The following is a 13,073-nucleotide window of genomic DNA, read 5'->3' on the forward strand; positions in this document are numbered from 1 at the left end:
TTCATTCGTAAAGCGGATTTTGCATGAAGCATGAATTGTTAGCGCTTTTAGGTTCTATGATAAACGATCGAAATAGGAGGGTTTATACAATGAAAAGAAAACTTATTCTGGGCGGCTTTCTCGCGATATCTCTTGCAGGTATGTCGGTGTTGGCCGGATGCTCCTCTTCACCTGATTCAACAACTGATACTGGGAAAGCGACGGGTGCTTCCCAAGCAGGCGGCACGCTGACCATCGCAAGAAAAGCGGACGCGAACAACCTGGATCCGCAATTTATTACAAACATTCCTTCAGCGAACTACATCTATGGTAAAGTCTACGAAGGCTTACTCATGACAGATAAAAATATGGAGTACAAGCCTGCGCTAGCCTCAGAATGGAAGCAAGTAGATGACTTAACTTGGGAGTTCAAGCTGCGTCAGGGTGTGAAGTTCCACGATGGAACACCGTTCACGGCAGAAGCGGTCAAGAAAACCATGGAGCGTGCGCTGGATCCCAAGGTAAATTCGCCAAGAGCAAGCAATTTCGCCATGGTCAAAGAAGTGAAGGCTGTAGATGACTATACCGTACAGTTCATTCTGTCCTATCCCTATGCGCCAATTCTGTCCATTCTTGCCAGCACGGAAGGCAGTATCCTTAGTCCCAAAGCTATTGCGGAGCAAGCGGACAAGCTGTCGAAGAACCCAATTGGCACGGGGCCGTTCAAATTCCAGTCATGGACACCTGGGCAAGAGATGGTGCTTGTCAAAAATGATAGCTACTGGGGAGAGATTCCGAAGGTAGATAAGGTTGTTTATAAAGTAGTACCGGAGGATACTACGCGGGTTGCCATGGTGGAATCGGGAGAGGTTCAGATTAGCGATCAACTGCCAGTAACCGAATTAGACCGCGTGAAAAATTCAACGTCCATGACCTTGGCTCGCACCGAAGGGCTTGGGGTAGAATACATCGGGTTTAATGTGAAGAAAAAACCTTTCGATGATGCGCGCGTTCGCCAAGCATTCGCTTATGCCATTGAAAAGGACTCCATTATCAAAGGCGTTTATAACGGCGTGGGCAGCAAAGCAATCTCGGCTCTTTCTCCTAAGATGATAGGTTTTAATCCTAATTTGGCCGAGTATACGTACAACATCAACAAGGCGAAAGAGCTGCTTGCTGAGGCTGGTTTCCCGAATGGATTTAAAACGTCTATCGTGACAGATGATAGAAAAGAGCGCATTAACCTGGCAGAAGTAGTTCAATCTCAGTTGAAAGGGATTGGCATCGACCTCGAAATCAAAGTGATGGAGTATGGTGCTTATCTGGATATCACGGGCAAAGGCGAACACAATTTGTTTATCGGTGGTTGGGGGAATGCGACCGGCGATGCGGATTACAATCAGTATAATGTGTTCCACAGCGCTTCCCACGGAAGCAAAGGCAACCTTGCTTTCTATACGAATGCGGAAGTGGACAAGTTAATCGAGGACGGTCGTCGCGAGAAAGATGTGGAGAAACGTAAGGCGATTTACGCGAAAGCACAAGATATTGAAATGAAGGAAAGTCCCTTAATTCCAATTCGAACAATTGATCATGTAGCAGTAACGGCTAAAAATGTCAAAGGATTCACGTTAAATCCAATCGGATATCTCATGCTAAACGATGTTACTGTAAAGTAAAGGAAGTATAATGGAAACACAAAATCGCCGGTTCTACGGCAGCTTAAGCACCTTTCAATGGTTTATTTTCCTGCTGGCCAACTCTGTTGCACTACCTATCGTGATCGGCGGTATTTTTCACTTGTCGATGGAGGAAGTATCGACGCTAATGCAGAGAACATTTCTGGTCGTTGGCTTGAGTTCTTTCATCCAAGGATGGCTGGGGCATCGGTATCCGATTGCAGATGGGCCTGCAGGTTCATGGGTCAGTGTGTTTGTGATTTTGGCCGACGTAGCAGTCAGACAGGGGCAAAGCCTGAAGGAAACGCTGCAAATTTTGGAGGGTGGATTCATTATTGCAGGTGTACTTCTCCTTCTTCTCGGCTTGAGCGGGTATTTCTATCGACTTCTCTTTCTGTTCACCCCTTTGGTTACTGGTTCTTTTCTTTTGATCTTAGCACTACAACTTAGCGGCGTTTTCATGAAAGGCATGATCGCTTTACAAGGGGAGGCATCCCTTCCCGATTATGGAACCGCAGCGATATCATTCGGTGTCTTTATTCTCGTCATCCTTCTATCTGTCAGAGGCAAAGGTTGGATCAAAAATTATGCCGTGTTAATCGGGATCTTATCCGGCTGGCTGCTGTATACTCTATTAGGAAAAAGCTCAAGTACACTTAGCACGAACGAATCTTGGGTCAAGCTACCGGACATTTTTGCATGGGGGAACCCGCAGTTCAATGCCGGTATTATCATAACGGCGATTCTGTTTACATTTATTTTAGTCTCTAATACGATTGCTGCAGTTTCCGCTGTTAGCCAAGTCGTGCCGGAAGCTCCGAGGCAATTGAAAGAGACGCTGAATCGCGGCGGAATCGTCGGAGGCATTTCTCATCTGTTATGTGCTTTGTTCTCGGCGATTGGCGTCGTTCCACTACCGGTTTCCGCGGGCTTTATTCGACTAACCGAACAGACCCGAATTCGTCCGTTCCTTGTCGCTTGCCTGGCTCTATCAGGCATTTCATTAGTTCCGGTTATCGTTAACTTCCTGGCGCTGCTCCCAGGGCCAATCGCTACGGCGGCCTTACTGGCATCTTTTGTCCAAATGATCGGCATCGCTTTTCAGTCAATTCTGAGGGAAACACTGGATCAACGCCGACTGACTATTCTGGGCATCACGCTGCTGATTAGCATCGGACTTATGTTTCTACCGTCGACAGCATTCCAGGGACTTCCTTCTATCCTGCAATATGTACTTAGCAATGGACTGCTGGTAGGAACGATGATCGTAATCTTGCTGGAACAACTATGGAAAGCTGAACAAGCATGAGTACCTAAGCATTGGCGTTATTGAAAAATTGTCGTTATCTTAGCTGTAAGGCTGGAGCTACGGCAATTTTTTTGCGTTGACAACGACCTGCGTACTTGGCACAGCGAAACGTTGTCCGGTCATCGCAATCGAGTACAACTAAATCTCGTATTGCCCTTACATGCAGCTTCTGATAAGATGATCTAAACTTATTAAAATGATTTAATAAGTATTATCGCCGCGGAGAAATCCGCTATACAGGTGATGAAGATTTCAAAGAAGAAGGGGTGGAATGATGGCAACCATGTTTTTAATTGTTATCTATTTGTCATTTATTAGCCTAGGAATTCCAGACTCCTTGCTGGGATCGGCGTGGCCCGTGATACGACCTGACATCGGTGCTTCCTTTGGCTTCGCTGGGATCTTGTCGATGATTGTGGCAGGAGGAACCATCGTATCCAGTCTGGCAAGTGGGCGTTTGGTTCAGCGAGCGGGTACGGGCAATATTACTCTGATCAGTTGCTGCCTTACTGCAGGAGCGCTGCTTGGGTTCTCAATGGCACCTTCGATGATCTGGCTTGTCGTTTTGGCCATTCCTCTGGGTCTAGGCGGAGGCGCGATTGACGCGGCACTAAATCATTATGTGGCTGAAAATTATAAAGCCCATCACATGAACTGGCTGCACTGTTTTTGGGGTGTAGGGGCAACTCTCGGACCTATTATCATGTCATTTTATATTGCTGAACACAACTCATGGAGAGATGGTTATACAACGGTATCTATGATTCAGTTCACGCTCGCTATTGTACTGTTTGTTACGCTCCCCTTATGGAAACGTGTCGCGGTTAGCAGGGAGGCTGGGGGTCTCAACAGCAAGGTTTCACAAGAGAAGCCCGGAGAGTTGATACAACCTGCGGCTAGTTCCAAAGCCAGCGTGCTTCAAATTAAAGGTGTTAAACAGACCCTTATCGCTTTTTTGTTCTATTGCGGGGTAGAATCTACGGCAGGTTTATGGGGAGCCAGCTATCTGGTCGGTGCAAGAAACATGACAGCCGAGACAGCTGCAGGGTGGATATCTTTATACTATGGCGGAATAACGATCGGAAGACTGATTACAGGGTTCATTACTATGAAAGTCCACAATCGTGTCTTGATTCGGTGCAGTCAGATCATTGCCATTGTGGGTGGGGTCATAGTGCTGCTTCCGCAGCCTCAAGTTTTCTTGGTTGGACTTATTTTAATTGGCATCGGGCTTGCTCCCATCTACCCTGGCCTGCTGCATGAAACGCCTTATCGCTTCGGTAGCGAAAATTCCGCCAAGTTAATGGGATTTCAGATGGCGGTCGCGTATACGGGATCCACGTTTTTACCGCCGCTCTTTGGAGTACTTGCTACACAGACGACCATCAATTTGTTCCCATTCGTAGTGCTGGCTTTTATTGTTTTGATGATGATGAGCACAGAGAAAGTAAACCGTATTATAAAATAAGGGCAATTCATTTAGCGAGGTTATTTGCTAAAAGAATTGCCCCAAGGTGGTGACACTATTTTACGGACTCAGCAGCCGTTATTTTGACTTTTTGGTTAGATTGGAGAAGCTAGCGGACCGAGGAGCCGTTATCTATTGGTTTTCAGTTGTTTTAGGGCCATTTCTTGGCGATTAGCGTCATGTGAGACCGTTAGATTCGAATCCTATCCCAAAAGCAGCAAATAGCGTCATCCAAGTCCGTTAGCACATAACTGACATACCTGAATCCCACCAATCGCCGCTCACCAATCAGCCCGCGCTAACCCCCGCTCGCCGCATCCTCCTCCAGTCCCCCATCGCGGTTATACCAGGACTTGAGCCAGAATTGACCTCCACTTGAAACGGAAACTACAGTCTTTAATTGATTGATTCCACGCAGAATAGTGACCTGTAGTTCCTTATCAACGAAGTCTATCCTTTTACAGCCTAAATTTCAGACATTACTCTATGGTTCATCGTAAATTCTACCAGATATAATTAGCCGACAATGCCCATACATGTTCATTTTGCGAACCTCCCTACATTTTCAAAAAATAAAGCTTATGCTTGTGAAAACCTCTTCGTGGCATCATTACTGGGAATTCAGATATCGCGTAAGATGACATATACCAATATTCCTGCGAGAAAAAGTATGGATACCAATGAGATTAACTTAAAGAAAGTTTCAATTTTTGATTTCATATCAGTACCTCATTAATAGTTGATAAAACGCAGGAAAATCGGCAGTTATTCTTTTGTCCTATAAACAACAAGGATGGAACTTCGTTGGAGTCCAGTATCATGTTTCCCTGTCTTCAGAATAGAGCCGTAGCATACGTTAATCACCTGATCATCCGATAGTTCAGTCAGAAATTGATTAGCTCTTGACTCTGCGTAGGATGAATCTGTGTCCAAAAATTCTTTCACTTGAATCACTTTCAAAACCTCCTTTCATAAATAAATACATGAAATGTAAAAAAGGACGAAATACAACAAGACATTCCGATTTAGACGTGGAATGCCTTGCGTATTCCTCTGACCATACCACTGAAAGTAAACGCTGTCAATCAGGCGCAGTTTGGATAGTTGAGCTGATAATGCCTAGTGGAATTAGAGGATATTGCCGCTCCAAATTCTAACACTAGGTTGACGACTCTATTATATTAATATTATAATTTCTAATGTTAGGATAAATACTTTGAGGATAAGAAGAGAGAATTCGATTTTTTACGATAGATAGGGGGATTTGAAAGTGGAAATAGGAGTAGATACATTTGTCGAAACGACGCCGGATGTTCATACAGGGAAGACGATAAGTCATGCGGAGAGATTGCGTCAGGTTGTAGAAGAAATTGCCCTCGCCGATCAGGTTGGGCTCGATATATTTGGAGTAGGCGAGCATCATCGCAAGGAATTTGGGGATTCCGCTTCTGTCGTGGTGCTGGCGGCCGGGGCCGCTGTTACCAAAAAGATACGTTTAACCAGTTCGGTTACCGTGCTTTCTGCTGCTGATCCAGTCCGTGTGTTTCAGGAATTTGCAACACTCGATGGTATTTCCAATGGTCGTGCAGAGATTATTGTGGGTCGAGGTTCCATGGTCGATGCATTTCCATTGTTTGGTTATAATTTGAATGACTACGAAGAGCTTTTCGAGGAGAAACTGGAACTATTCTTGAAATTAAGGGAATCGGAGAAAGTGTCATGGAAAGGTGGGCATCGCCCCGCTTTTACGAATTTAGGTATTTATCCACGTCCAGTTCAGACGCCTCTACCCGTGTGGATTGGCAGTGGGGGGAACCCAGAGTCAGCTATCCGCGCAGGTGTACTAGGATTGCCGTTGGTTTTGGCGATCATTGGCGGGAGTCCGGTCCAATTCGCTCCCATCGTGAAGCTCTATAAAGAAGCCGCTACTCGTGCAGGACATGATGCATCGAAATTACCTGTGGCTGTACACTCACTTGGTTTCGTTGCCGAGAGCACCTCGCTTGCGGTGGATCGCTTCTTTCCGCCTACGCAGGCTTCGATGAACATGTTTGGCAAAGAGCGCGGTTGGGGACATTACAGCCGTGCACAATTCGATGCATCCCGCAGCCTGGAAGGTGCGCTTTATGTAGGAGATCCCGAAACGGTGGCCAATAAAATCGTTCACATGAGCAAACATTTAGGTTTCTCACGGTTCTTCTTACATTTACCTGTCGGCACAATGCCGCATGATGAAGTCATGAAAGCCATTGAACTGCTGGGGACAGAAGTCGCGCCGCGAGTTCGGGAACAGATCGCTAAATTGGAAGCTAAATAAGCATTCCATATGAATAATTAAAAAACACTCCAATGAGGGCATCTTATGGCTATCATTGGAGTGTTTCTCTATTCTGCTTACTCGTTATTTCGCAGTAGCTGCAACCTATCTTCAGCAGTTAATTTGGGACAGGTCGTGCAGTAATCAGGTGCCACTGTTCCATGGTCGATTTGATAAGCTAAGCAGCAATGGCGACGTAAATAAAAGCGTGGTCCATGCCAATCCGGATGTTCGAATATGCGGAGCTGAACCCCTAATCGATTGCCGTCAAGGGGTTCAAACAAGACAGCGCGATCTCGCCTTATAAGCTCCAATCGCTCGGAAGTACGCCACTGCTCCTGATCCGCTTCCAGCCGGACATAAAGCTGCTGCAGATTATGTGAGACCAGCGTCCACATGACCTTGATATTCGTACTTGTGTGCAGGGCTACGGCCTGGAAGAGGGCCTCAACATGATTTTGCAGACGCATGACATAATCTTGGAAGAGGAGCACACGCTCCTCCGTACATAACGCTGGCAGCAGAGAGGCATCCGCGATTTCGGTCTCATAAGCCATGGCTCCGCCCTGTGTCAATCTGAAACGGATGTGGTTAGGCGCAGCGGATAACAAAGTATCATGGAGACTGGCCGCAGCGATAAGCCCCATAATGAAGACCGAAAATCGTTTGGCGAATAAGGTGCCTACGACGAGCTTTTCAGCATTTCCCAACAGGGCAGACTGCTGGGCGAGGATGGGAGCGAGAGTAGACGGCTCCATAAGATCCGCTGCTGAATAAGGATAAGACGATTTCTTCGTGCTACGAAGCGAAGTAACGAAATATTTCTGCAGGGAAGAAGTGAATTCGTCCTCGCCGGTGCCGGCAATAGTTGTCATTACTTAATTATTTTCAAAATTTCATCGATAATTTCCCCGCGACCAATGACACCCCAACCTTTGAATAGCCAGAAGGAGTCTGTTTCAAATATTTGATTCGTCATAACCGCCGGAGTACTTTTCCATAGCGGGCTAGCTTTTAGATTTTTCAAAAAGTCGCTGGCGTTAGGGTCGGTCTCTAGTAAAACATAATCGGCCTGGATGTCAGGAATTTTTTCCATAGACAAATCAATGCGTTTATCTTTAGGAGTAAGCGCAGTCGGCATAAATCCAAGGTCATTGTAGAGCAATACATCGGTCGGATGTCCATTTTGCGCATAAAGCTGAAGATTTTTTTCTCTAACGCGCAGGTAAGCTAGATTCTTATTGCTCAAAGTTTTAATCTGCTCACGTGCTTTGGATACCTTTACCTCAAGTTCCGCTATTTTGGCTTTGGCTGCATCGACCTTGTCATACATTTCAGCGATCATCAATAAATCTTTTTGCCAAAAATGAACGTCGCTCTCATACTCCTGCCACTCGTTACCCATCACAATGGTCGGGGCAATTTTCTGAAGTTGTTCATAGGTTGATGCAGCGGTGCGACTCTCAATGAGAATTACGTCCGGCTTGATTTGCAGGATAGCTTCTAGATTAGGTTTGTCTGCAGAGCCAACAAGCGTAACTCCTTGCAACTGCTTAGATAGATAAGGAAGATAGTCCCCACCGTAACGGACTTCGTTGTTGACACCAGCCGGCTTTTCTCCAATCGTCAGTAAGTGATCGATATAAGCTGCTGAGAGAACAACAATCTTATTAATCTTGGCAGGGATAACGGTCGTGCCTTTCAGATGGGTTATGCTTCTCGTAGTCTTATCACTAGTTGTAGTTGCTGCAGTTGGAGCGGGTGTGGGACTTGCTATCGTTTGCCCTTGTTGAACTGCCCCCTTATCCGTACCGCAAGCTGACAATACAAGCACTATGATGATGGCCATGATGCATCCCATATATTTGTTCTTAAACATATGTAATCATTCCTCTTCCCTAAATAATAATAATAATAATAATAATCATTATCATTGTAAGGAAACGTTCGAGCCGACTCAATGGATTATCTCCCTATTTTCCCTTGAACTATTTCACCCTATCAATCTGCAACTGCTCTGCGATCTGATTCATTGCCCAGAGTCTCCCAGTCGGACCTAATGCTTTAAAAAGTAAATCGCTTGCGTCATAGACTTGACGATCTCTCACAGCTTCTAGAGTCAGCCATTCCTCAGATGAACATAGCTGCTGCAGTCGCTCCCGAGCACCTTCTGTAGGATCCGTCATTAAGAAAATATGATCCGGATTAAACAGCTTTAGGTCGTGCAACTGAAAATCTATAGCCCATTCCTTACGCGGGTAGCCGGTTGGAAGCATCAGACCAAGGTCATGATGGAGCAGAGTCCCTGTCTGGTTGAGGGCGCCATAGATACGATAGAACCCAGCGCTGACTCTCATATAATATGCTGTCTGTTTACCCCATTTTTCTTTTATTTTCTTTTGCAGCGAATGTTTGCGTTCTGCATACATGTCCTTCCATGACGCGGCTTGCGATTCTTTCCCTAATATGGCAGCAAGATAGGTCAGCATTTTGTCATAATCGTTGGAATGCTTCAGCACGATGGTGGGGGCGATATGCTTCAACACCGTGTCCACGTCCAAACGATCGCTTGTCAAAATCAGGTCAGGCTTGGTTTGAATCAGTCTATCGTAATTCAGTTGTATGCTTTCGAGACGAACGGCCTCTTGGCTAAATGCTTCAAATGTTGGAACAGGATCGTTTCGGGTTACCCGCTCTTGATAGGATAGAACAGCAACTGGATGAAGTCCCAGCGTCATTAAATAATCATCAAGTCCGTAGTACAAAGCGGCGATCCGGCGGCTCTTATCTTTCATATACAGGGTAGGCGCCACACCTTCCTCTTTCTTGAAGGCCCGGCTGAAATAATGCTCGTCCTTATAGCCCACCAGTTCAGCGACTTCTTTCATTTTCACGGAAGAAAAGAGCAGTTGCTTGGCTTTTCTAATACGCTGCTGTAGAAAATACTCCGTCGGAGTCATGTTCATGCGATTCTTAAAGGTTCTTGTAAAATGATTGATGCTATAGCCGGCCATTTTGGCTAACTGACCAATTTTGAGTTCTTTCATGTAGTTCTCACTAATAAAAGCCAGCACATAATCCATTCCGATTAGTGTCTCAGGTTCCTGCTCATGTGAATGGGGGGGAGTCATCAGCGTAATGAGCAGGCTGTGCAACTGATGTTTCATAGCGATCTTTTCGTGAGTTTGGGGATTCTTGCCAGCTGCTAGCATGATTCCCTCGATTCTTTCTTTCACAGCACGATCGTCCAAAGAGAGCGGAAGCTTACCGCTGACTGGAAAATGGGGGAGTTCCATGCTCCATATTTTGTGATGTTTCTTCATTTGCAGGCACGAGAAGAAGATAATCGAATAGTGGATTGAGTCCAGCGCTTGTGTTGCACCTTCGACAATCATGCCGGGAAGCAGGAGGAAGAGATCTCCTTTTTTTGCTGTATGGGTAAATTCATTGATTGTGAGCACACCTTTGCCATTTGTGATTAAGCAAATCGCATATTTTTGGACCGTTCTTTTGCTAAACAGGAGTCCATCCGGGTTCTCGCAATGATACATCCGAATCGATGAGAAAAATAAATCTTCAAGCAGCACGGCTGAATGTCTATCGCTCATGGCACATTTTCCTTTCTTGCAAGACAGAGGAGGCTAAGTTATTTCTTTATTATAAATGCTCGCTACCTATTGGGATTATTATTTTATGGAGATAACTATCGAAATTCAAGTTAATAAAATATAATATATCTATAAAAAGCAAATAGGTTAGGAGGATAAGCTTATAATTACGATAATTGCATCTATACTCGTGGGATTAGTGGCGTTGGAACATGTATACATCCTTGTTTTGGAAATGTTTTTGTGGACGAGCCCTCGTGGAATGAAGGCTTTTGGCATGACAAAGCAGCAAGCTGAGGCTACTAAGTCGCTGGCGGCGAATCAAGGGTTGTACAATGGATTTCTGGCAGCTGGACTTATATGGGGACTTGTTCATCCTGATCCGTCGATCGGGCACTCTATTCAACTATTTTTCCTTGCCTGTGTTATTGTTGCTGCTTTGTACGGCGGGGCAACCGCTAAGAAATCGATTTTACTCACGCAAGGGTTGCCGGCTGTCATTGCTTTGCTATTTGTTTTGTTATAAGAAAAGATGGCTGAATCATGTCAAAGAAGAAGGTTCTGTTAGGTGCAGGGCCTTTTTGCCATGCCTTCTCCAATGAGTTAAACGATCGTAGGATAAGTTTCTTATAAAAGAATTCTACCTGTGATGCAACCCGTGCAAAGGATAAAATGAGTTTATCGTTAATAAGAAACGCGGTGAATGATTATGGAGATGAATACTTATCAGCATATTGTCAGCAGGCTTCGTGATGCGGGGTGCGTGTTCGCTGAAGATGAAGCTCGAATGCTTATTTCAGCGGCGAAAGAGTCGGTTGATCTAGCAGGTATGGTAGAGCAGCGAGCTTTAGGTTATCCGCTTGAACACGTCATTGGTTGGATGGCATTCTACGGTCTTCGTATAGAAGTAGATCCAGGTGTCTTCATTCCCCGTCCACGCACGGAATTTCTCGTCCGCCGAGCCGCTGAAATGGCAAAGTCAGGGTCGATTGTCGTTGATCTGTGCTGCGGGTCAGGTGCACTGGGTGCTGCCTTGGCTGCTACAATAGAAGGAATAGAGCTATACGCGGTAGATATCGATCCCGCAGCGGTGCAGTGCGCTCGCCGTAATATTACGGCGGCCGGAGGTGAAGTATTCGAAGGTGACCTATTCGAACCGCTGCCTGCGAGACTCCGTAATAAAGTCGACATCCTGCTCGCAAACGTGCCTTACGTGCCAACAGGTGCAATCGAACTGCTTCCCTCGGAAGCCCGTATCCATGAGGCGCGGCTAGCGCTTGACGGGGGAGTGGACGGACTTGATGTACAGCGGCGTGTTGCACTTGAAGCACCCCAATGGCTGGCGCCTGGTGGCCACTTGTTGGTTGAGGTTAGCGAGCGGCAGGCGCCGCAAGCCGTGGAGATTTTTGCTTGCAGCGGGTTGATTCCCACTGTGTCCAGATTGGATGACTTGGATGCAACGGTCATTATTGGAACGAGACCTGGATTGACACGGAACGTATGTTCTGGTAGTGTTTGGGAGAAGGATAGTTTGGGTTGATCGCAGGATGGATGGATGGAATATCTTCTATAGAAGCAATCATTGAGGTGATGGATATGGCAGAGCAAGTGAACAAGCCACATGTAAGAATAGAGCCTTGGTCTGAATCGAATCTAGATCTGCTGCGTAAGATTAATGCGCCTGAGATGATGGAGCACCTCGGTGGCCCTGAAACGGAAGAACAATTGCTTCGACGCCATAAGCGGTATCTAGAAATTGGAGGCAAGGGGTCAGGCCGCATGTATAGTATTGTGCTGCATCATGACAATGAAACGGTCGGCAGTGTGGGTTACTGGGATAGCCATCATAAAGAAGAAAGCATATATGAGATTGGTTGGAGTGTCCTGCCGTCTTACCAAGGCAGGGGTATAGCAACCGCAGCTGTCGCAGCAGCTATTGCAAACGCTAATGTAGAGAAGAAGCATTCGTGTATGCATGCCTTCCCATCGATTCATAACCCGGCTTCGAACGCTGTGTGCCAAAAGCTCAACTTTCAATTGATCAGTGATTGCGAATTTGAATATCCTCCAGGTAACTTCATGCGTTGTAATGATTGGAGACTTGAGTTTGATGCTTGAATGAAGAGTGAATGATAGAATGAGGGAATAAATGCAAAGTGATTAGATGAGCAAGGAATAAATGCAGAGTAAATAGATGAGAGAATGTTTTTTTGAACAAAAGGTTGTAATACTTTTTAATCCATGGTATATTGCAAATCCACCATTTAACGCGGATGAATAACGAGTTTAATTCATATAGCGAGTTATATAGGTCAGCATGAAATAGTCAGACTAATCGTTAAACTACACATGTTGAGAACTTGAAAAATGGTTGAAAAAAAACACTTGCAATTGAAATTCTTACATGGTATATTACTTCTCGCTGCTTCGGTAACACGGCAGAGAACGAAAGTAAATTGATCTTTGAAAACTGAACAACGAGTGAGTAAGCACAGTCGAGTAATCGACTATAATGAGATGAATAATCTCGCTAGCAAGTCAATGAGCATTTCAGCTTTCAATAAAGGACAAGCGATTGTTCAACTATTATGGAGAGTTTGATCCTGGCTCAGGACGAACGCTGGCGGCGTGCCTAATACATGCAAGTCGAGCGGAGCACTTCGGTGCTTAGCGGCGGACGGGTGAGTAACACGTAGGCAACCTGCCTATAAGA

The 13,073-nt window shown here is 45.6% G+C and carries 11 protein-coding genes and 1 rRNA gene; 8 read left to right on the forward strand and 4 right to left on the reverse strand.

All coding sequences use genetic code 11. The annotated features are described in order from the left end of the window. Positions 1-89: 89 nt before the first annotated feature. The 3 genes from GQF01_RS01830 to GQF01_RS01840 all read left to right on the forward strand — a co-directional run bounded on the left by GQF01_RS01830 (position 90) and on the right by GQF01_RS01840 (position 4,435). A complete protein-coding gene (locus GQF01_RS01830) occupies positions 90-1,658 on the forward strand; it encodes a glutathione ABC transporter substrate-binding protein (RefSeq protein WP_161405173.1) in 1,569 nt (522 codons plus the stop codon). 10 nt (positions 1,659-1,668) lie between these two features. Further along, positions 1,669-2,967 (forward strand): purine/pyrimidine permease, encoded by a 1,299-nt coding sequence (locus tag GQF01_RS01835; protein WP_161405174.1) that lies wholly within the window; start codon positions 1,669-1,671, stop codon positions 2,965-2,967. A gap of 271 nt (positions 2,968-3,238) precedes the next feature. After that, on the forward strand, positions 3,239-4,435 hold the full coding sequence (locus GQF01_RS01840) for an MFS transporter (RefSeq protein ID WP_161405175.1): 1,197 nt from the start codon (positions 3,239-3,241) through the stop codon (positions 4,433-4,435). A gap of 765 nt (positions 4,436-5,200) precedes the next feature. Here the strand turns inward: GQF01_RS01840 and GQF01_RS01845 are convergent. Next, complete coding sequence (locus GQF01_RS01845) at positions 5,201-5,389, reverse strand: sporulation protein Cse60 (RefSeq protein ID WP_328803378.1); 189 nt, start codon at positions 5,387-5,389, stop codon at positions 5,201-5,203. Positions 5,390-5,705: 316 nt separating this feature from the next. Here GQF01_RS01845 and GQF01_RS01850 point away from each other — a divergent pair, with 316 nt between their 5' ends. Beyond that, the gene (locus GQF01_RS01850; protein WP_161405177.1) at positions 5,706-6,752 is read left to right on the forward strand and encodes an LLM class flavin-dependent oxidoreductase; all 1,047 of its coding nucleotides are present in this window, start codon (positions 5,706-5,708) and stop codon (positions 6,750-6,752) included. Positions 6,753-6,829: 77 nt separating this feature from the next. On the opposite strand, the gene GQF01_RS01855 is transcribed toward GQF01_RS01850, so the two are convergent. From GQF01_RS01855 to GQF01_RS01865, 3 genes are all read right to left on the reverse strand, one after another. Further along, on the reverse strand, positions 6,830-7,627 hold the full coding sequence (locus tag GQF01_RS01855) for a (2Fe-2S)-binding protein (protein WP_161405178.1): 798 nt from the start codon (positions 7,625-7,627) through the stop codon (positions 6,830-6,832). Then, positions 7,627-8,631: an ABC transporter substrate-binding protein gene (locus GQF01_RS01860; protein WP_161405179.1), complete on the reverse strand. Its 1,005-nt coding sequence runs from the start codon at positions 8,629-8,631 to the stop codon at positions 7,627-7,629. Before GQF01_RS01860 ends, GQF01_RS01855 begins: the two co-directional genes overlap by 1 nt. Positions 8,632-8,740: 109 nt before the next feature. Further along, positions 8,741-10,360, reverse strand: coding sequence for an AraC family transcriptional regulator (locus GQF01_RS01865; RefSeq protein WP_161405180.1), 1,620 nt, complete (start codon positions 10,358-10,360; stop codon positions 8,741-8,743). Between the two features lie 166 nt (positions 10,361-10,526). Between GQF01_RS01865 and GQF01_RS01870 the strand changes: the two genes are divergently transcribed. From GQF01_RS01870 to GQF01_RS01885, 4 genes are all read left to right on the forward strand, one after another. Further along, positions 10,527-10,886, forward strand: a complete 360-nt coding sequence (locus tag GQF01_RS01870) for a DUF1304 domain-containing protein (RefSeq protein ID WP_161405199.1) — start codon at positions 10,527-10,529, stop codon at positions 10,884-10,886. Between the two features lie 183 nt (positions 10,887-11,069). After that, a complete protein-coding gene (locus GQF01_RS01875; protein ID WP_161405200.1) occupies positions 11,070-11,900 on the forward strand; it encodes a putative protein N(5)-glutamine methyltransferase in 831 nt (276 codons plus the stop codon). A gap of 56 nt (positions 11,901-11,956) precedes the next feature. Continuing rightward, positions 11,957-12,478 carry a GNAT family N-acetyltransferase gene (locus GQF01_RS01880; protein ID WP_202555999.1) on the forward strand — a complete coding sequence of 174 codons (522 nt, stop codon included), beginning with the start codon at positions 11,957-11,959 and terminating at the stop codon, positions 12,476-12,478. Between the two features lie 467 nt (positions 12,479-12,945). Beyond that, positions 12,946-13,073: ribosomal RNA gene (locus GQF01_RS01885) — 16S ribosomal RNA — on the forward strand; the annotation flags it as partial.

Source organism: Paenibacillus silvestris (assembly GCF_009882985.1).
GTDB lineage: Bacteria > Bacillota > Bacilli > Paenibacillales > NBRC-103111 > Paenibacillus_E > Paenibacillus_E silvestris.